The organism is Rubritepida flocculans DSM 14296, from assembly GCF_000425365.1.
Taxonomy (GTDB): domain Bacteria; phylum Pseudomonadota; class Alphaproteobacteria; order Acetobacterales; family Acetobacteraceae; genus Roseococcus; species Roseococcus flocculans.
Genome location: NZ_AUDH01000007.1, coordinates 122,251 through 141,176, shown reverse-complemented (window position 1 = coordinate 141,176; position 18,926 = coordinate 122,251). Strand labels below are relative to the sequence as shown.

Genomic DNA, 18,926 nt, shown 5'->3' with positions numbered 1-18,926 from the left:
CGCCAGCAGCGCCGCCTCATGCCCGGCCAGCACCGCCTTGCGCCGCGCGCCACCACGCGCCGAAGCGGTGGTCGCCCCCGTCGCCGCACGGCGCGCCAGCGCCTTGTAGATGTAGGAGATGCTCACCCGGAACAGCGGCGCCACCTCGCGCACGCGCAGTCCACCGTCCACCGCCGCCAACACGCGCTCACGCAGATCCTGCGAATATGCCTGGCCAGATCGCCATGTCATCGCTGCCTCCGGTTTCAGCTCCGGAGACCGATGAATCACACATCAGCGCCGTGCCGGAATCCCCGATCGCGATTCCGGTCGATGTGAAATGGCTCTAGGCGCTCTGGCCGCTCTTCAGCCCGCCCTGCTCCATCAGGCTCTCGACCACCGCCCAGTCCACCAGCTTGTTCAGGAAGTTGTCGAGATAGTTCGGCCGCACGTTGCGGAAGTCGAGGTAGTAGGCGTGCTCCCACACGTCGCAGCCGAGGATGGGCGTGCCCTCGCCGGTGCTGATCGGGTTCGCGCCATTGGGCGTCTTGGTGACGGCGAGCTTGCCGTCGGGGCGGACGATCAGCCAGCACCAGCCCGAGCCGAACTGCGTCACGCCGGCCTGCTTGAAGGCCTCCTTGAAGGCCGCGAGCCCGCCGAGGTCGCTGTCGATCTTGGCCGCGAGCTTCGCCGGCAGCTTGTCCCCGCCGCCATTGGGCGACATGACCTGCCAGAACAGGATGTGGTTCCAGTGCTGGCCGGCCTGGTTCAGCACGGGCAGCCCCTCGGCGCCGGCCTGGCCGGCCTCGGCGACGATCTGCTCCAGCGTCTTGCCGGCGAGGCCCTTGCTCTCGATCAGCCCGTTCAGCGCCGTGACATAGGCGTTGTGGTGCTTGCCGTGATGGAGCTCGAGCGTCTCCTGGCACATGCCCTGGGCGGCCAGCGCGCCGGTGGCGTAGGGCAGGGGGGGAAGGCTGAAGGGCATCGCGTCTCTCCCGCGGGATGGTTCTCGGGGCGGGAGGTAAGGCGGGGGCGCGCGCAGCGTCAACCGCTTGCGCAAGCGCCTGCCCGCCCCCATGAGGCGCCGGGATGCCCGAGCTGAGCCGCCCCGGCGAGATCGCGCGCCGGCACGATCCGGACCGCTTCCTCTGCGCCCTCTTCGCCCCGCCCGCGCGGCGCGAGGCGCTGTTCCTGCTCATCGCCTACAACCACGAGCTCGCCCGGGCGCGCGAGGCCGCGACGAATCCGCTCGCCGCGCTCATCCGCCTCACCTGGTGGCGCGAGGCGGTGGAGGAGGCGGCCGCCGGCCGCGCCCCGCGCGCGCATGAGCTGGCCGCGCCGCTGCACGCCGCCATCGCCGCGGGCGCGCTGCACGCGCCGGATCTGATCGCCATGGCCGAGGCGCGCGAGGCCGAGGCGGAGGAGGAAGGCTTCCCCTCCACCCCCGCCTTCCACGCCTATCTGCGCGGCACGGCGGGGGGGTGGTGCGTGGCGGCGGGCCGGGCGCTCGGCGCGCCCGCGGCGCTGCTGCCCGCGCTGCAGGAGGCGGGGATGCTCTACGGGCTCGCGGGCGTGCTGCGCGCCGCGCCGGGCCTCGCCGCGCGGGGGCGCTGCCTGCTGCCGGCGGATGCGGTGGAGCCCGCCGCGGCCCTGGCCGATCCCGCGCGGCTCGCGCCCGCCATCCGCGCCCTCGCGGCCGCCGCACCCCCCGCGCCCGATCTCTCGGCGCTGCCTGGCGCGGCCATCGCCGCCGCCCTGCCGCTCGTGCTCGCGCGGCGCGATCTCGCGCGGCTCGCCCGCGGGCGGGAGGCGCGGCGCGGCCTGATGGACCGGCTCGCGGTGGCGCGCGCCGGGTTTCTGGCGGGAAGGCAACGGAATCGCGCCACAATCCGTGGCTAGATGCGCTCCATCGGAGTGTTCAGCGCATGTCGCGTTTCCTGGTGACCGGCGGCGCCGGCTATGTCGGCAGCCATGTGGTGCTCTCCCTGCTCGATGCGGGGCATCAGGTCGTTGTGCTCGACGATCTCAGCACGGGGCATCGCGCCGCCGTGCCGCCGGGGGCGGAGCTGGTGCAGGCGAGCCTCGCCGAACGCCGGCGCGTGGAGGAGGTCTTCGCCGCCTGGCGCTTCGAGGCGGTGTTCCACATGGCCGCGCTCTCGCTGGTGGGCGACAGCATGAAGGACCCGCTGCGCTACTGCCGCGAGAACGTCTCGAACTCGCTCGCGCTGGCCGAGACGGCGGTGCGCGCGGGCTGCCGGAAATTCGTGCTCTCCTCCACCGCCGCGGTGTTCGGCGTGCCCGAGAGCGTGCCCATCACCGAGGAGGCGCCGACCACCCCGGTGAACCCCTATGGCCTCTCGAAGCTGATGGTGGAGCAGGCGCTGGCCTGGGCGGAGGGCGCGCACGGGCTGCGCTCCGCGAGCCTGCGCTACTTCAACGCCGCGGGCGCGGACCCGGCCGGCCGCGCCGGCGAGGACCATGAGCCCGAGACGCACCTCATCCCCCGCGCCATCCTCGCCACGCTGGGCGAATTGCCGCCGCTGCACGTCTTCGGCACCGACTACGCCACGAAGGACGGCACGGCGGTGCGCGACTACGTGCATGTGATGGACCTTGCGGCCGCGCACATCGCGGTGCTGCCGCGGCTCGAGCACGGTTCGGTGCGCTACAACATCGGCAATGGCGCGGGCCATTCCGTGCGCGAGGTGATGGCGGCGGTGGAGCGCGTCAGCGGCCGGCCGGTGCCGCACGAGAACGGCCCCCGCCGGGCGGGCGATCCGCCGGCCCTCGTCGCCTCCTCGGCGAAGCTGCGGGCCGAGACGGGCTGGGCCCCGCGCCACGCCGCGCTGGACGAGATCGTGCGCAGCGCCTGGAATTGGCACGCGGCCAACCCCAAGGGCTACCGCACCCGCGCGGCGGCCTGATCAACCGGCCGGCGTGAACGCCGGCCGCATCACACCGCCGCGGCCCGCGCCCCCGGCGCCCGGGTCATCCAGTTGAGCACCGAGGCGAGCAGACCCACCGCCACCATCACCGGCCAGAAGGCCGCGTAGCTGCCCACCGCCGAGAAGAGCAGCGCCCCCGCACCCGCGCCCAGGAAGCCGCCGATCTGGTGGCTGAAGAAGCACACGCCGTAGAGCGCGCCGAGATCGCCCACGCCGAAGCGCCGCGCGATGGCCGCGCTGGTGAGCGGCACGGTGCCGAGCCAGACGAAGCCCATCACGGCGGCGAAGAGCATCGTCCCCCAGGCGCTGGGCGTGGCGGCGGCGAAGAGCGCGATGGCCACGGTGCGCAGCAGGTAGATGAAGCCCAGCGCCGCCTCGGGCTTCACGCGCGAGGAAATCCAGCCGCAGGCCCAGGAGCCGGGGATGTTGAACAGCCCGATCAGCATCAGCGCCGTCATGCCGAGATCCGCCGGCATGCCGCAGAGCGAGAGGTGCGAGGGCAGATGGGTGGTGAGGAAGGCGAGCTGGAAGCCGCAGGCGAAGAAGCCGCCGGTGAGCAGGGCGAAGTCGCGATCCGCCAGCGCGCGCCGGGCCAGCGCCGGAAGCCCCGCGAGCCCTGCCGCCGGCGGGCCGCTGCGCGGCGTGGCGCGCCACTCGATGTTGCGCGCCACCGGCACGATGACGAGCGCGGCCAGCGCCAGCATCGCCAGCGCCCCGGTGGCGCCGAACCAGCCGATGGAGGCGAAGGTGACGGGCACCATGGCCGCCTGGCCCAGCGAGCCGCCCGCGCTCGCGATGCCGATGTACTCGCCCCGCTTCTCGGGCGGCGCGAGGCGGCCGATGGCGGCGAGGGCGAGGCCCGTGCCCGCGCAGGCCACCCCGATGCCGGAGAAGAGGCCGATGCCCAGCAGCACGGCGGTGTTGGAAGGCCAGAGCGCCGGCAGCCCGCAGCCCAGCGCGTAGAACAGCCCGCCCGCCGCCATCACGCGGCCCGAGCCGTGCTTGTCCGCCATCGCGCCCGAGGCGGGCTGGGCGACGCCCCAGACCAGGTTGTGCAGCGCCACCGCAAGCCCGAAGGCCCAGGGCGCCACGCCCTGTTCGGCGGCGAGAGGAAGCAGCAGCAGCCCGTAGGTCTGCCGGATGCCCATGGCGAGGCTGGCCGTCGCCGCCGCCGAGAGGATGGCGATCCAGAGGATCGCGCGGGGGGAGGGGGCGGGGCGGCTCATGCGCCGCTATCGGACCGTCTCGGTCCGCGATGCGCAAGGCAAGGCCGCGCCGGGTCCGTCATGCACCCGGCGCGGGGCGGAAGCGACCGACGAGGCCCGTTCAGGCCGCGTGGCGGGTCCCGGCCAGGTCGTTCGCCGGCAGCGGCGTGGCGTTCGCGGCGGCCGCGGCGATGTTGCCCGGCGCCACGCCGATGTCCTTGAGCTGGCGATCGCTGAGCGCGCGCAGCTCCTCGATCGTCTCGCGGCGGCGGCGCAGCGTGGTCAGGATCTCGCGCAGGCCGCGGAAAAAGCCGGCGATGCGTTCGGCCAGAGCGGCGTCGCGGGCGCGGCGCGCCTCGGCGATGATCGCCTCGATCTGCTCCGCCTCGCTGGGGCGGCGCGGGGTGGCCAGAGGCATCAGCAGCGCGGCCTCGGCCGGGGTGATGCGGGAGTTCATGGAATCCATCCGTCTTTGGGAGGGGCGGCCTCGCCGCCCGGATGACGGTGATGTAGGAGGAAACAGCGCGGGCCGGGCGCGCGAAGTCTCTGCGGCTCGCATGCGATAGGCGCATGCCTTATTGTGGACACATGCGTTAATGACGGATCAGCGACAGATGACCGAGCCCGCCCGCCGCCTCGCCGCCCTGCGCGCCGCCCTGGCCGAGCTGGGGGTGGAGGGCGTGCTCGTGCCGCGCGGCGACGAGTTCCTGGGCGAATATGTGGCCCCCTCGGCCGAGCGCCTCGCCTGGCTCACCGGCTTCACCGGCAGCGCGGGGCTCGCCGTGGTGCTGATGGACCGCGCGGCGGTGTTCACCGATGGCCGCTACACCACCCAGCTCGCCGCCGAGACCGACCCGGCGCTGTGGGAGCGCCGCCACATCACCGAGGAGCCGCCCGCCGAATGGCTCCGCCGCCACGCCCCGGGCCGGCGCATCGGCTATGACCCCTGGCTGCACGCCGAGGCCGCGCTGGCCCGCTTCGCCGGCGTCAGCCTCGTGCCGCTGCCGCGCAACCCGGTGGACATGGTCTGGACCGACCGGCCCGCACCCCCCGCCGCCCCCGTTCTGGCGCATCGGCTGGAGGAGGCGGGCGTCGCGGCCGAGGCGAAGCGCGAGGCGGCGGCGGCCGAGCTCCGCGCCGCCGGCGAGGACGCCTGCCTGCTGGCCGACCCGCACTCCGTCGCCTGGCTGCTCAACATCCGCGGCGGCGATCTCGCGCACACGCCGCTCGCCCTCGGCTTCTGCCTGCTGCGCGCCGACGCCTCGGCGGAGTTCTTCCTGCACGCGCCGGAGCGGGTGCCGGAGGCGACGCGCGCCCATCTCGGCGCACGGGTGGCCGTGCGCGACCGCTCCGCCCTGCCCGAGGCGCTGGCGGCGCTGAAGGGGCGCAAGCTGCGGCTCGATCCGGAGGCCACGCCCGCCTGGTTCTTCGCCCGGCTGCGCGAGGCGGGGGCGGAGGTGGTGGCGGGCGATGATCCTTGCCGCCTGCCGCGCGCCACGAAGAACCCGGTGGAACAGGCCGGCGCCCGCGCCGCGCACCGGCGCGATGCGGCGGCCATGGCGGAGTTCCTCGCCTGGTTCGCCGCCGAGGCGCCCAAGGGCGGGCTCACCGAAATCGCCGCCGCCCGCCATCTGCTCGATCTGCGCCGGCTGCGACCGGGCTTCGTGGCCGAGGCCTTCCCCGCCATCTCCGGCAGCGGGCCGAACGGGGCGATCGTGCACTACCGCGCAACACCCGCGACGGACCGCGCGATCGGGCCCGGCGAGTGCTACCTGATCGACAGCGGCGCCCAGTATCCCGACGGCACCACCGACATCACCCGCACCCTCTGGACCGGCCCCGGCCCGGCGCCCGAGGCGCTGCGCGCCCGCTACACCGCCGTGCTGCGCGGGCACATCGCCCTGGCCACGCTGCGCTTCCCCGAGGGCGTGGCGGGGCCGCACCTCGACGCCATCGCGCGCCGTCCGCTGTGGGAGATGGGCCTCGACTACGACCACGGCACCGGGCACGGCGTGGGCAGCTTCCTCTCGGTGCACGAGGGGCCGGTGGCCTTCAGCCGCGCCGCCAAGCCGGTGCCCATCAAGGCGGGGATGATCCTCTCCGACGAGCCGGGCTTCTACCTGCCGGGCCATTACGGCATCCGCATCGAGAATCTGCTGCTGGTGCAGCCCGCCCCGGCCCTGCCCGATCAGGCCAAGCCCTTCCTCTGCTTCGAGACGCTGACCCTCGCCCCCTATTGCCGCGCGCTGATCGAGCCCGCCCGGCTCTCCCCCGCCGAGCGCGACTGGGTCAACACCTACCACGCCCGGGTGCGCGCGGAGATCGGCCCGCTGCTCGGCGAGGGCGCGCGGGCCTGGCTGGAGGCGGAGGCGGCGCCGCTGTGATACCGGCGGCATCCCGCCGGAGGCGCCGGGCACGCCGGGTCGGCGGGCGGCGGCGCGCCGCAGCGGGGCCATGCAGCGCCCGCCGGGCGGAGGGGGCCTCACCCTCCCCTCGGCCCGCCGCCCGCCCTAATCTGGACGCCCCGGCTGCGGCGAGGGACCGGCCCGCATGCACATCGCCTGCCTTGTCGGCACACGGCCCGAGGCCATCAAGCTCGCCCCGCTGATCCTGGAACTCAGGGGGCGGGAGGGCGTGCGCTGCTCCCTTCTCTCCAGCGGCCAGCACCGCGATCTGCTGGACGAGGCGCTGGCGGGCTTCGGCCTCGCGCCGGATGCGGACCTCGCGCTCATGCGCCCGGGCCAGGGCCTCGCCGCGCTGGCGGCGGCGGTGCTGACGGGGGTGGAGGCCTGGCTCCGCACCGCGCGCCCCGACTGGCTGGTGGTGCAGGGCGACACGGCGACGGCCTTCGCCGGCGCGCTGGCGGGCTTCTACGCCCGGGTGCCGGTGGCGCATGTCGAGGCGGGGCTGCGCACCCATGACCCGCTCTCGCCCTGGCCGGAGGAGATGCACCGCAGCGTCATCGCGCGGCTGGCGCGGCGGCATTTCGCGCCCACCCCGCTGGCCGCGGCGAACCTCGCGCGCGAGGGGATCGCGCCCGGGGCGGTGGAGGTGACGGGCAACACCGGCATCGACGCGCTGGTCTGGGTGGCCGCGCGGGCGGCGGCCGCTCCGGAGATGGCCGCGCGCTTCGCCTTCCTCGACCCCGCGCGGCGCATGATCCTCGTCACCGGCCACCGGCGCGAGAGCCTGGACGGCGGCCTCGCGCGCATCGCGCAGGGTCTGTTGCGCCTCGCCGCGCGGGGGGATGTGGAGGTGGTGGTGGCGCTGCACCTCAACCCCGCCGCCGAGGCGCCGCTGCGCGCCGCGCTGGGCGGGCATCCGCGCGTGCATCTGCTGCCGCCGCAGCCGCACGCGGCCTTCGTCTGGCTGATGCGCCGGGCCCATCTCATCGTCACCGACAGCGGCGGCGTGCAGGAGGAGGCGCCGAGCCTCGGCCGCCCCGTGCTGGTGGCGCGCGAGAGGAGCGACCGGCCCGAGGCCATCGCCGCCGGCACGGCGCGCCTCGTCGGCGCCGATCCGGAGCGGCTGGCGACCGAGGCGGCGCGGCTGCTCGACGATCCGGCCGCCTGGGCGGCCATGGCGCGGGCCGGCAACCCCTATGGCGACGGGCGCGCGGCGGCGCGCATCGCCGAGAGCCTGCTCACGCGGCCCGCCGGATGAAATCGGCGCAGCGCTCGCCGATCATGATGCAGCCCGCATTGGTGTTGCCGCTGACCACCGCGGGCATGATGGAGGCGTCGGCGATGCGCAGCCGCTCCACCCCGCGCACGCGCAGCTCCACATCCACCACGCTGCGCTCGTCCGCGCCCATGCGGCAGGTGCTGGTGGGGTGGTAGATGGTGCCGCCCTTCTCCCGCGCGAAGGCGAGCAGCGCCTCGTCCGTGTCGGGCACGGCGGGGCCGGGCGCGTGCTCGCTCTCCACGAAGCGCCCGAGCGCGCGGCTGCGCGCGAGCCTGCGGCCGAGCTTTACGCCCTCGGTCATGCAGCGGCGATCCGTCTCGGTGGCCAGGTAATTGGCGAACATGCGCGGCTTGGCCAGCGGATCGGGCGAGGCGAGGGTGAGCGCGCCGCGGCTCTCGGGGCGGAGCTGGCAGACGCTGATGGTGAAGCCCGGCCATCTGTGCAGCCCCTCCTTCACGCTGTCCGCGCTCCAGGGGATGAAGTGGAGCTGCACGTCCGGCGTCGCGCTCTGCGGCAGCACGCGCGCGAAGAGGCCCGAGGTGCCGGCGGCGAAGGTGAGCGGGCCGCGGCGCGCCAGCAGGTATTGCAGCCCGGTGCGCGCCATGCCGAGCCAGGAGCCCAGCACCTCGTTCACCGAGACGCGCGCGTTCGCGCGGTACATCAGCCGCGCCTGGAAATGGTCCTGCAGGTTGCGGCCGACCTCGGGCATGTCGCGCAGCACGGGGATGCCCATCTCCTGCAGATGCGCGGCGGGGCCGAGGCCCGAGAGCATCATCACCTGCGGCGAGTTGATCGCGCCGCCCGAGAGCACCACCTCGCGCGCCGCGCGCAGCACCCGCGTCTCGGCGCCCTGGCGGTATTCGACGCCCACGGCGCGGCCACCCTCGATCAGGATTCGCGTCACCTGCGCGTCGGTGATGAGGCGCACGCGCCCCGCCTTCACCGCCGGCTTGAGATAGGCGGTGGCGGCGGAGCAGCGGAAGCCGTCGCGCACCGTCACCTGGTACCAGCCCGCGCCTTCCTGGCTCGGGCCGTTGAAGTCGTCGTTGCGGGGGAAGCCGAGTTCGAGCGCGGCCTCGATGAAGGCCTGCGAGAGCACGCCCTTGTCCCGCAGGTCGGTGGTGGAGAGGGGGCCATCGGCGCCGTGCAGGGCGGAGGGGCCGCGTTCCTGGCGCTGGGCGCGCTTGAAGTAGGGCAGGCAGTCCTCGAAGCCCCAGCCCACGCAGCCCATCTGCCGCCACATGTCGTAGTCCTCGGCCTGGCCGCGGATGTAGATGAGCCCGTTGATGGCCGAGGAGCCGCCCAGCACCCGCCCGCGCGGCCAGGGGATGCGCCGGCCGCCCAGATGCGGCTCGGCCTCCGTCTCGTAATTCCAGGAGATGGTGGGGTGGTACATGGTCCTGGCGTAGCCGATGGGCACATGCAGCCAGATGTTGGAATCCGTGCTGCCGGCCTCGATCACCGTCACGCGCAGGCCCGGGATTTCGGAGAGCCTTCCTGCCACCGCGCTGCCCGCCGAGCCCGAGCCGATCACCACCACGTCGGTCTCATCCATCGCCGCTTCCTCCGCCTTTGCCGCGATGGTCGCGGGCCGGGGCGGCGCGGTCAACGGCTTGACGCGCGGGCGCGGCGCGCCTGTCCTGACGCGCAGGAGGAATCCCCATGGCCCCGCTCGATGCGCTGCGCGACACTCTCGGCCCCGCCGCCGTGCTGCGCGAGGAGGCGGAGATCGCGCCCTATGCGGTGGACTGGCGCGGCGTCTATCGCGGCGCGCCGCTCGCCGTGCTGCGCCCGGGCACGACCGCCGAGGTGAGCGCCGCGCTGCGCCTCTGCGCGCGGCTCGGGCTCGCCGTCGTGCCGGCGGGCGGGCGCACCTCGCTCTGCGGGGCGGCCGTGCCGCTCGCCGAGGGCCCGCCCAGCGTGGTGCTGAGCCTCGAGCGGCTCAACCGCCTGCGCGAGGTGGACGCGCTGGACAACTCCCTGATCGCCGAGGCGGGCTGCACGGTGGAGGCGGTGCAGCAGGCGGCCGAGGCGGCGGGCCGGCTCTTCCCGCTGCATTTCGGCGCGCAGGGAAGCGCCATGATCGGCGGCGCGCTCTCCACCAATGCGGGCGGCATCCGCACCCTGCGCTACGGCAATGCGCGCGACCTCGTGCTCGGCCTCGAGGTGGTGCTGCCCGACGGGCGCGTGCTCGATGATCTGCGCCGCGTGCGGAAGGACAATTCGGGCTATGCGCTGCGCCACCTGTTCATCGGCGCGGAGGGCACGCTCGGCGTCATCACTGCGGCCTCGCTCAAGCTCTTTCCGCGCCTGGTTCTGCGCGAGACGGCGCTGGTGGCCGTGCGCTCCCCGCGCGCGGCGCTCGCGCTGCTCGCGCGCTGCCAGGAATGCGGGGCGGAGCTCGTGGCCTTCGAGCTGATCCACCGCCTCTGCATCGAGATCGCGCTGCGCCACGGTGCGGGGCTGCGCCAGCCCATGCCGCTCGCGGCGGAGTGGTATTGCCTCGTGGAGTGCGCGAGCCCGCACGCCGCCATCCCCGTGCGCGCGGCGCTGGAGGGCGCGCTGATGGCCGGCATCGAGGCCGGCGAGGCGGAGGAGGTGGTGCTGTGCGAGACCGAGGCGCAGCGCCGCAACCTCTGGGCCATCCGCGAGGATTTCCCCGAATGCGCGCGGCGCGAGGCGCCGGGCCTGCCCACCGACACCTCCGTGCCCGTCTCGCGCATCCCCGATTTCCTGGAGCGCGTGGCGGGGCTGATCGCGCGCGCCTATCCCGAGGGCCGCATGGTGGCGCTCGGCCACATGGGCGATGGCAACATCCACCTCTCGCTGCAGGCCCCGCCCGGGCTGAGCCACGCGCAATGGGCCGCGCGCGCGCCGCGCTTCGAGGAGGAGGTGGGCGAGATCGCGGTGGAACTCGGCGGCAGCTTCTCGGCCGAGCACGGCATCGGTCAATCCAAGCGCGCGGCCATGGCGGCGCTGAAGCCCGCCGTGGCGCTCGACGTGATGCGCGCGATCAAGGCGGTGCTCGACCCCGAGGGGCGGATGAACCCGGGCAAGCTGCTGCCGTGACGCGCCGTGCGGCGCAACCCCGGTGGACGGAAGGCGCGCGCCCCGCCTAAAACCGCCGCGACGGGGTGTGGCGCAGCCTGGTAGCGCGCCTGTTTTGGGTACAGGAGGTCGTGGGTTCGAATCCCGCCGCCCCGATGTGCGCGCCCGCTACCTCTCCGCTTCCGGCGTGCGCGCCGCGTATGCGGCCCAGGCGGCGAGGCGGTCGGGCTTGCTGCGCCAGTCGCCGGTCTCGATGCGCGGGAAGCGCGCGGCCTCCTCCATCAGATAGACATAGGCGCGCAGCACGCCCCGCGGCGTGGCCACGGGCAGAACGCTGCGCCGGTAATGCCCGCCCGGCGCGCCGCCGGGCGGCGCGCCCTCCAGCGCGTCCATGCCCGCGAGACGTTCGAGGGGGAGTTCCACCACCTCGCCCCGCACCTCGCCCTCGCCGAGCCGCACCGCCGGGTAGGGGCCCACATCGTGCAGCACGGCGCGGATGCGGCCCGGAAGGCGCGGCAGGCCCGCGAGGTGATGCGCGTTCGCTTCGCCCTCCATCAGCGTGCCATAGACGAAGAGGTGGGCGATGGTGAGCGGCGCGGGGCGATCCTCGGCGGCGGCCTCCATCATCGCGTGGGGGATGCCGTGCGCCGCCTGGCCGCGCCGCACCACCGAGAGGTAGTGCGGGTGCGGGCGGTGGAAGCGCTCGGGCGCCGCGCGATAGGTCATCGCCGCGCGCACCGTCCCGTCGGGCAGCACCACATGGCAGGGGGTGCGCCGGCAGGTGAAGGGCGCGCCCTCCTTCGCGTCGAGCGCGGCCAGCGCCGCATCGTTCGCCTCGAACAGCACGCCCTCCACCGCCTGGCCCGGCGCGGGGCGCAGGTTCAGCGCGCCCCCCTGGCGCGAGGCGGCGAAGCGGTCGAAGGCGAGCGCCTCGTCGAGCAGCAGGGCGGTGGAGAGGGGCTCGAGCCGCGCCCCCGCGAAGCCCCGGCGCGCGCAGAAGCCGGCCCAGTCCTCCGCGTCGAGGTTGGAGCCGTAGCCGAAGTAGAGCGTCATGCCAGCGCCGCCCGCGCCTCGGCCAGCGCCGCGCGCTCGGCCTCGCTCAGCACCGGGTAGCGCAGATCGAGCCCTTCCAGCGCCTGCACGATGGCGCCCACCACGATGAGGCGGGTGAGCCATTTGCGGTCCGCCGGCACGATCCACCAGGGCGCGTGCGGGGCGGCGGTGGCGCGGATCGCCTCCTCATAGGCGTGCATGTAGTCCTTCCAGTGGCGGCGCTCGGCCACGTCGCTCGCGGAGAATTTCCAGTTCTTCTCGGGCTGGTCGAGGCGTTCGAGGAAGCGCGCGCGCTGCTCCTCGCGCGAGACGTTGAGGAAGAACTTCAGCAGCACCACGCCCTGCCGCGCGAGGTAGCGTTCGAAGGCCGCGATGTCCTCGAGCCGTTCCTTCCAGATGCGCCGCGTCACCATCCGCTCGGGCAGGCGCTGGGCGGCGAGGATGCGCGGATGCACGCGCACCACCAGCACCTCCTCGTACCAGGAGCGGTTGTGGATCGCGATCTCGCCGCGGCGCGGCAGATGCGCGATGTGGCGGCGCAGGAAATCCTGGTCGAGCTCGGCGGGGGAGGGGGCCTTGAAGCTCGTCACGAAGCAGCCCTGCGGGTTCACCCCGCTGAAGACGTGCTTGATGGTGCCGTCCTTGCCGGCGGCGTCCATGGCCTGGAACAGGCAGAGCACCGCCCAGCGGTCCTGGGCGTAGAGCTTGTCCTGCAGCTCCGCCAGGCGCTCGACGCCCTGGCGCAGCAGCTCCGGCGCGTCGTCCTTGCCGATGGTGAGGCCGTGCTTGCCCGCCGGGTCGTGGTCCTTCAGGCGGAAGCCCTTGCCGCTCTCGATTCGGAAACGGGCGAGGGTGGCGTCGGCGCGCTGGCTCATGCGCGCGATGCTGGCAGCGCCGCCCCGGCGCGCCAAGCCCAGAACAGGCTCGCCGCCTGGAGCAGCACGGTCAGCCCCATCGCCCAGGCGTAGCCGGTCGCGTCCCAGCCGCCCGTCGCCGTGCGGGGCCAGAGGTCGAGGATGGCGCCGATCGCGTATTGCAGCACGAACACCAGCACGAGCATCGCGCCGTTGATGGCGGTGGCCACGCGCCCCGCGAGCTCGGGCCCGAAGCGCTGGCCCACCGCCGCGTAGCCGGCGGGGCCCGATGAGCCGCAGAAGGCGAAGAGGAACCAGGCGAGGCAGAGCCAGGCCAGCGCCCCCGGCGGGTGCAGGATGAACAGAAGCTGCAGCAGGAACTGCGCGCCCATCCCCAGCAGCGGCACCAGCATGGGCGAGGCGCCGCGCGCCTGTAGGAAGCTCGCCGCCTGGCCGGCGCCGAAGGAGCCGAGCGCCATGCCGCCCGCGTAGCAGAACAGGACGACCGCCCGCGCCGCTTCGCCGAGCCCCGCCACGTCGCGCAGCCAGGGGCCCGCCCAGAGGCCCTGATAGACGAAGTTCATCCCCGAAAGCACCATGATGGCCGGGACGAAGCGCAGGAAATAGGGGTGGCGGAAGATCGGCCCGAAGGCCGCGATCTCGGCCGCGAGGCCCCGGCGCGGCGGCGGCGTCCAGCCTGGCGGCGCATCCTCGAGCGAGAACCAGATCCAGGCCGCGATCGCGCAGGCCAGCAGCGCGAGCAGCGCGAAGCCGCCGCGCCAGCCCAGCAGCGGCAGCAGGGATTGCAGCGGCAGCGTCGCCATCATCCCGCCCAGCGCGCCGACGAAGACGCCGCTGCCCGTCAGCGCCGCCACGCGCGCCTTGGGGAACCACTGCGCATTGGCCTTCAGCATGGCCATCAGCCCGGCCGAGATGCCGACCCCCGTGACAAAGCGCCCGAGGCCAAGCGCCACCGGCCCCGCGGCCAGCGCGCAAAGCGCGAAGCCCGCCGCGGCCGTCAGCGCCAGCACCGTCTGCACCCGTCGCGCGCCGTAGAGGTCGAGCGCCACGCCCACCGGAAGCTGCGCCGCCGCATAGGCCACGAAGAACACCGCCGCGAGCAGGCCGAGATCGGAGGCGGAGAGCGCGAACTCCACCGCCAGCAGCGGGCCGATCAGGGCGAGCACCGCGCGGCTCGCCTGGTTGAGGAAGTTCACCGCCGCGAGCGGCAGGGTGATGCGCGCGAAATCCCTCACGAGAGGCGAAGCCGCACGCTGACGGGGCAGTGGTCCGAGAGGCGGTCGCGGAAGGCGGGCTCGCGCTCGGCATAGACCATCACGCGCAGGCTGCCGCGCTGCAGCCAGTCGCGCGCGGGGCCGCCGAGGAGGATGTGGTCGATGAAGGGCCGCCCCCCGCGCGCGTCGGCCCAGCAGGGGTTTGAGGCGCCCTCCGTGGCGCGCGCGAGCGGCGCCGCAGCGGCGAGGAGCGCGCTCATCTCGTCGCGCGGGTGGTCCATGCGGCGGTTGAAGTCGCCCAGGATCGCGAAGGCCACGCCCTCGCGCCGCCGCTCGCCGATCCAGCGCGCCAGCACCTCGGACTGGCGCAGCAGGTTCTCGCACTCGCGGCTGCGGCTGGCCTGCATGGGCCCCTCGCGGCAGCCGGCGTTGAGGTGGATGGAGAGCAGGCGCAGCCGCCGCCCGTTCGCCTCGATCGTGATGTCGGCCCCGCGGCGCTGGGAGAAGCGCGCCTCGGGCACGAGGTCGAGGCCGGCGAGATCCTCGTTCTGCGTGGCCGTGATCCCCCGCCGCACGGCGAAGCCGGTGCGCTGGACGTCGTTCTCGCGGGTGAAGAAGAACTGGTGCTCGCGCGGGTCGAAGACGCGGGCCGCGGCCTCGGCGCCGTCCACCTCCTGCAGCGCCACCACATGCGCATCGAGCCGCCGCGCATAGTCGGCGAGGCGCGCGAAATCCCCCGGCTGGCGGGGGGTGAGGTTGCGCGGCAGCAGCTCGTCCGTCGCGGGGCGGAGCGTGAGCCAGGCGATGTTCCAGGTGGCGAGCTTGAGCTCGGCGGCCTGCAGCGGCGCGGCGAGGAGGAGGGCGAGCAGTACGAAGATGGCACGCATCGGCGCAGTGTGGCGCGAAACCGCCGCGCGCGTCAGAGGAGGGTCCGCGCGCCCCCCTCGTCGGACAGCGCGAGCGGGCGCACGCCACAGTCGAGCAGGAAGGCGGCGATCGCGTCCATCTCCCGCGCCGGGCGCGTCGCGTCGTGGAAAGGGTCCTCTTCGGGGCTCCCCAGCGGGACCCAGATGAGCGTCTCGTAGCGCGCGCGGGTCAGCAGCACGCGGTAGCTGTTCACGACGAAGGCGCGGTCTTCGGCCTTGCGCACCGCCTGCCAGCGCGTGCCGACGAAAGCGCGCGGCTCCCATCCCGCCGTCCCGCGCCGCAGATCGCCGCCCCAGGCGAGGCCCACGACGTCGAGCTCGAGGCCCTGGCAATCGTATTCGGTGGCGAAGGTCTCGAGCGCGTCCGAGGCACGCACATCGGGCCACCGGTCGAGGAACCAGCGCTCGACGGCGCCGGTCTGCACGCCGAGCCCCTCGGCGCGCAGGCGCTTGGCCCCCGAGGAGGCGACGAGCCCCGCGCGCCGCTCGCCGCGCGCGAGGCGCCGCAGCCCGGCGCGCAGCGCCCCGAGGTCGCGCGTGAGCAGGTAGGGCAGCGCGCCCTCCGCCGCGATCGCGCGCGCGGCCGGCGCGTCGCCCCGCAGCACCGCGTCCACCCAGGCCGCGCCAAGCGGCGCGCGGACGCTGCGCATGGGCACGGCGAGGTCGAGCGCGGGGTCAATGTCGAGCCAGGGCGGATGGCCCTCGGCGAGCCGCTGCGCGGGCTCGGCGGCTTCGAGGGCCCGCGGCGCGGCGAGGGCGCGCCAGCCGCCCTGCGCGGCGATGGCGCGGCCCCATTCGGCGAGGCCCGCCTCGCCCGTGTTGATCTCCTGCCCGTTGCCGATCAGCGCCACGATGACCGACCAGCCCGGATGGCGCGCCATGATCTCGAGCGTGTGCGCGGGCTCGCTCATGGTGAGGCGGCTCACCCGCCGCTGCGTGTCGCGCGTGGCCTGGGCCGCGTCCCAGGCGCGCTGCGCCTCGTCGAAGACGATGATGCGCGCCTCCGGCACCTCCGTGGGCCGCGTCACGTGATGCTCGAGGAAGCGGTGCACGTTCTGCAGCGCGGTGCGCGCGTGGTCGCGCCCGCCGCCGCCGCGCCGGCGCAGGTCCTCGCGCAGCACGGCGACCAGCGGCGCGTTGCCGGTCAGGAAGGCCGCGCCATGCCCGCGCAGCGCGCCGAAGACGATGTTGAGGCCGCAGAGCGTCTTCCCCGCGCCGGGGATGCCCGTGACGAAGACGGCGATGCGCGCCTGCTCGGCCTCGGCGCGCGCGATGGCGCGGGCCACGGCCTCGGTCGTGCGCGTCAGGTTCGCCGCATCCGCGCGCGCGCTCGTCATCTCCGCGCTGCGGTGGCGGTCGAAGAGCATCTGGGCCGCCTCGAGCACGGAGGGCACGGGGCGGTAGGGCGCGGCGCGCCAGGCGCGCGCGTCGAGCGGCACGGCGGGTGGGCCGATCGCGGCCTCGATCGCGGCGAGCCGCGCGCCGAGTTCCGCCGCGTTGCAGGCCATTGGCGGCAGCACGCCCTGCCAGAGCAGCGGCGCGGCAAAGGGCGTGGGCGGCGCGTCGGTCGCGACGAGCAGCGGCACGACGGGGTGGGCGCGGCAGCCGGCGTGGAAGTCGTGGAGATCGAGCGCGTAATCCTCCACCTGCCGCAGATCGGCGCGCGCGACGCCGCGCGCGTGATTCTTCCACTCGATCGCGATGACCGCGCGGTCGGTCAGCACGACCGCGTCCAGGCGCTTGTGCAGGCGCAGGAGGTCGTATTCGAGCATCACCGTCCAGCCCGCGCAGGCAGGCGCGGCGAGTGCGGCCTGGAGCCCACGCGCGAGATCCTCCCAGGCGGTCCGCTGAGTCAGTTCGAGCATGGCGTGGCGGGCGGCCTGGGCATGGGCGAGGCGGGCGGCCACCTCCTCGGGCGAGGCGGCGAGGAACTCCGGCACGCTCAGCTCAAGCCAGGGCTGCATGGCCTGACGCTATCGCCGCGGCCAGGCCGCCAGCAACACGCTCGCCGTCATCAGCAGGAAGCCCGCCGCGTGGATGGCGCCGAAGGCCTCGCCCAGGAACAGCACCGCCGTGGCGGCCGCGCTCGCCGGCAGGAAGGCGGTGAAGACGCCCGCCACACCCGCGCTGACGCGCTTCAAGCCCTGGAACCACAGCAGCAGGCACAGCACGCTCGCCGTCACGGAGTGGAACAGCAGCAGCCCGACCAGCGCGGGGTCGGCCAGCGCCGCGGCGGCCTCCCAGTCGGGCAGGGCGAAGGGCAGCAGCACCGCGGCCGAGAAGACCTGCATCCACAGCGAGGCGGTGAAGACCGGCACCACCCCCGCGATGCGCTTGGCCAGCAGCACATAGATCGCCTCGCCGCACACGCCCGCGAAGACCAGCAGGTTGCCCAGCGCCGAGGCGCCCCCCGCGCCCTCGCCGCCAAGCCGGGCGAGCGTGATCGCCGCCATGCCGAGCCCCGCGAGCCCCGCCGCCAGCCATTGCCGGGGCAGCAGCCGCTCCCGCAGCCACAGGAAGCTGCCGAGCGCCACCACCGCAGGCAGGGTGGCGAGCACGAGCCCGCCCTCCAGCGCCGAGGTCAGCCTGAGCCCCGCGAGCAGCCCCGCATTGTAGATCGCCGTGCCGAACAGCGCCTGGAGAAACAGGTTCCGCTTCTGCGCGGGCGCGACGCGCACCCGCCCCTCGATCGCGCGCGCCAGCGGCCAGAGGATGGCCACCGCCAGCAGGCAGCGCAGGCAGGCGATCATCGCGATGGGGAGCTGCTCGGCCAGCAGCTTCGCCACGCCGACATTGGCGCCCACCAGCGCCATGCTGAGCGCGAGCTGCGCGTGGGCGAGGATCACCCCTCCCCCTCGCGGCGATAGGGGGAATGCTCCATCAGCGCGGCCATGCGCGCGCGCACGGCCGGGCGCTCGGCCTCGAGGAAATCCGCCACCGCGCGCGCGAGCCCGGCGTGGCGGATCAGATGCGCCGACCAGGTCTCCACCGGCAGATAGCCGCGCGCGATCTTGTGCTCGCCCTGCGCCCCCGCCTCGACGCGCGGCAGCCCGTGTTCGATGGCGAACTCGATGGCGCGCAGATAGCACAGCTCGAAATGCAGGAAGGGCACCTCCTCGGCCGCGCCCCAGTTGCGGCCGTAGAGCGCGTCCCGCCCCAGCAGGTTCAAGGCTCCGGCCACGGGTTCGCCGTTGCGCTCGGCCCACATCAGCACCACGCGCTCGCCCAGCCGCTCGCCCAGCAGCGGCCAGAAGCGCGGCGTGAGATAGGCGCTGCCCCAGCGCGCATCCACCGTGTTGCGGTAGAAGCGATGGAAGGCCTGCCACTGCGCGGCCGTCACCTCCGGTCCGCGCAGCGTGCGCAGGACGAGGCCGCTTTCGGCCACGCTGCGCCGCTCGCGCCGCAGCGCCTTGCGCTTGCGGGCCGACAGCGCGGCGAGGAAGTCCTCGAAGCTGCCATAGCCCCGGTTGTGCCAGTGGAACTGCACGCCGATGCGCAAGAGCCAGCCGCAGGCGCCCAGCGCCGCCCATTCCTCGCGCGTGCAGAAGGTGACATGGACGGAGGAGCAGTCCAGCGCCTCCATCGCCTGGCGCAGCGCCTGCGCGAGCGCGGCCACCGGCACGCCCGGCCGGCGCAGCAGCCTGGGCCCGGGCACCGGGCTGAAGGGCGAGGCGACCTGCAGCTTGGGGTAGTAGCGCCCGCCCGCGCGCTCGAAGGCGTCGGCCCATCCATGGTCGAAGACGTATTCGCCATAGCTGTGCGCCTTGGCGTAGCAGGGCGCGCAGGCGAGGAGCGTGCCCGCGGCGTCGCGCAGCGCCACATGCTGCGGCAGCCAGCCGGTGCGCGGCCCCGTGCTGCCCGAATCCTCCAGCGCGGAGAGGAAGGCGTGCGAGGTGAAGGGGTTGTCGCCGGCGCAGGCGTCCCATTCCGCCGCGCCGATCTCGGCGATGGCGCGGTGCAGGGTGAGGGTGAGGGGAGAGCCGTCCATGGCCCCGGA

At 74.4% G+C, this 18,926-nt stretch carries 17 protein-coding genes and 1 tRNA gene; 6 read left to right on the top strand and 12 right to left on the bottom strand.

Annotation, left to right across the window (positions count from 1 at the left end):
• A partial coding sequence (locus H596_RS0109250; protein ID WP_245583979.1) for an IS630 transposase-related protein occupies positions 1-231 on the bottom strand: 231 nt, incomplete at its 3' end.
• Between the two features lie 94 nt (positions 232-325).
• Positions 326-964, bottom strand: a complete 639-nt coding sequence (locus tag H596_RS0109245; protein ID WP_027284648.1) for a superoxide dismutase — start codon at positions 962-964, stop codon at positions 326-328.
• Positions 965-1,068: 104 nt separating this feature from the next.
• Between H596_RS0109245 and H596_RS0109240 the strand changes: the two genes are divergently transcribed.
• Together H596_RS0109240 and galE are read left to right on the top strand one after the other, a co-directional pair.
• On the top strand, positions 1,069-1,878 hold the full coding sequence (locus tag H596_RS0109240) for a squalene/phytoene synthase family protein (protein ID WP_156910082.1): 810 nt from the start codon (positions 1,069-1,071) through the stop codon (positions 1,876-1,878).
• Between the two features lie 26 nt (positions 1,879-1,904).
• Positions 1,905-2,903 (top strand): UDP-glucose 4-epimerase GalE, encoded by a 999-nt coding sequence (galE, locus tag H596_RS0109235; protein WP_027284646.1) that lies wholly within the window; start codon positions 1,905-1,907, stop codon positions 2,901-2,903.
• Positions 2,904-2,932: 29 nt separating this feature from the next.
• Here the strand turns inward: galE and H596_RS0109230 are convergent, their stop codons facing one another.
• Positions 2,933-4,150 (bottom strand): MFS transporter, encoded by a 1,218-nt coding sequence (locus H596_RS0109230; RefSeq protein WP_027284645.1) that lies wholly within the window; start codon positions 4,148-4,150, stop codon positions 2,933-2,935.
• Between the two features lie 100 nt (positions 4,151-4,250).
• Positions 4,251-4,586, bottom strand: coding sequence for a DUF1127 domain-containing protein (locus H596_RS20885; protein WP_169579860.1), 336 nt, complete (start codon positions 4,584-4,586; stop codon positions 4,251-4,253).
• A gap of 157 nt (positions 4,587-4,743) precedes the next feature.
• On the opposite strand from H596_RS20885, the gene H596_RS0109220 reads away from it, so the two are divergent.
• Both H596_RS0109220 and wecB read left to right on the top strand, forming a co-directional pair.
• Positions 4,744-6,513, top strand: coding sequence for an aminopeptidase P family protein (locus H596_RS0109220; RefSeq protein ID WP_027284644.1), 1,770 nt, complete (start codon positions 4,744-4,746; stop codon positions 6,511-6,513).
• Between the two features lie 166 nt (positions 6,514-6,679).
• A complete protein-coding gene (wecB, locus tag H596_RS0109215; RefSeq protein WP_027284643.1) occupies positions 6,680-7,792 on the top strand; it encodes a non-hydrolyzing UDP-N-acetylglucosamine 2-epimerase in 1,113 nt (370 codons plus the stop codon).
• Here the strand turns inward: wecB and H596_RS0109210 are convergent.
• Positions 7,773-9,368, bottom strand: coding sequence for a GMC family oxidoreductase (locus tag H596_RS0109210; RefSeq protein ID WP_027284642.1), 1,596 nt, complete (start codon positions 9,366-9,368; stop codon positions 7,773-7,775). The genes wecB and H596_RS0109210 overlap by 20 nt on opposite strands.
• A 107-nt stretch (positions 9,369-9,475) precedes the next feature.
• Between H596_RS0109210 and H596_RS0109205 the strand changes: the two genes are divergently transcribed.
• Both H596_RS0109205 and H596_RS0109200 read left to right on the top strand, forming a co-directional pair.
• Positions 9,476-10,882: an FAD-binding oxidoreductase gene (locus H596_RS0109205; protein WP_027284641.1), complete on the top strand. Its 1,407-nt coding sequence runs from the start codon at positions 9,476-9,478 to the stop codon at positions 10,880-10,882.
• Positions 10,883-10,943: 61 nt separating this feature from the next.
• Positions 10,944-11,017 (top strand) — tRNA-Pro (locus H596_RS0109200).
• A 12-nt stretch (positions 11,018-11,029) separates the two neighbouring features.
• Here H596_RS0109200 and H596_RS22880 read toward each other — a convergent pair.
• Genes H596_RS22880 through H596_RS0109165 form a run of 7 tightly spaced genes read right to left on the bottom strand, consistent with a single transcriptional unit; the run spans position 11,030 to position 18,917 of the window.
• Complete coding sequence (locus H596_RS22880) at positions 11,030-11,914, bottom strand: gamma-glutamylcyclotransferase (protein ID WP_051212704.1); 885 nt, start codon at positions 11,912-11,914, stop codon at positions 11,030-11,032.
• Positions 11,911-12,789, bottom strand: a complete 879-nt coding sequence (locus tag H596_RS0109190; RefSeq protein WP_027284640.1) for a polyphosphate kinase 2 family protein — start codon at positions 12,787-12,789, stop codon at positions 11,911-11,913. Before H596_RS0109190 ends, H596_RS22880 begins: the two co-directional genes overlap by 4 nt.
• Positions 12,786-14,024 (bottom strand): MFS transporter, encoded by a 1,239-nt coding sequence (locus H596_RS0109185; protein WP_027284639.1) that lies wholly within the window; start codon positions 14,022-14,024, stop codon positions 12,786-12,788. Before H596_RS0109185 ends, H596_RS0109190 begins: the two co-directional genes overlap by 4 nt.
• Positions 14,021-14,890, bottom strand: coding sequence for an endonuclease/exonuclease/phosphatase family protein (locus H596_RS0109180; RefSeq protein ID WP_037300682.1), 870 nt, complete (start codon positions 14,888-14,890; stop codon positions 14,021-14,023). Before H596_RS0109180 ends, H596_RS0109185 begins: the two co-directional genes overlap by 4 nt.
• Positions 14,891-14,922: 32 nt before the next feature.
• Complete coding sequence (locus H596_RS0109175) at positions 14,923-16,893, bottom strand: DNA/RNA helicase domain-containing protein (RefSeq protein WP_027284637.1); 1,971 nt, start codon at positions 16,891-16,893, stop codon at positions 14,923-14,925.
• Between the two features lie 9 nt (positions 16,894-16,902).
• Complete coding sequence (locus H596_RS0109170) at positions 16,903-17,775, bottom strand: DMT family transporter (RefSeq protein ID WP_027284636.1); 873 nt, start codon at positions 17,773-17,775, stop codon at positions 16,903-16,905.
• Positions 17,772-18,917 (bottom strand): GNAT family N-acetyltransferase, encoded by a 1,146-nt coding sequence (locus H596_RS0109165; protein WP_027284635.1) that lies wholly within the window; start codon positions 18,915-18,917, stop codon positions 17,772-17,774. The genes H596_RS0109170 and H596_RS0109165 overlap by 4 nt, the downstream gene beginning before the upstream one ends.
• Positions 18,918-18,926 lie beyond the last annotated feature (9 nt).